This is a genomic window from Cupriavidus sp. SIMBA_020, assembly GCF_046535395.1.
GTDB lineage: Bacteria > Pseudomonadota > Gammaproteobacteria > Burkholderiales > Burkholderiaceae > Cupriavidus > Cupriavidus campinensis.
The window spans coordinates 1-240 of record NZ_JAWRWU010001545.1; the positions used below are offsets into that span (position 1 = coordinate 1).

Here is a 240-nt window from a genome sequence, read left to right on the forward strand (position 1 = left end):
GCTGCTCGATCTGAAATCGCGTGGCCTGCAGACCGGACCACTCCTGGCAGTTGGGGACGGCGCAATGGGCTTCTGGGCGGCGCTGGAAGAAGTGTTTCCTGCGACACGCGGCCAGCGCTGCTGGTTTCACAAAATGGGCAACGTGCTCAATGCACTGCCGAAGTCGCAGCAAGGCCGCGCGAAGGCGGATCTGCAGGCAATCTGGATGGCCGCGACGCGCGCCGACGCGTATGTCGCGTT

1 protein-coding gene is annotated in these 240 nt (G+C 64.2%); it reads left to right on the forward strand.

Annotated features, from left to right (window positions below; genetic code table 11):
• Positions 1-240 (forward strand): transposase (locus SB751_RS34770; RefSeq protein ID WP_410749586.1); only part of this gene is annotated, 240 nt, incomplete at both ends.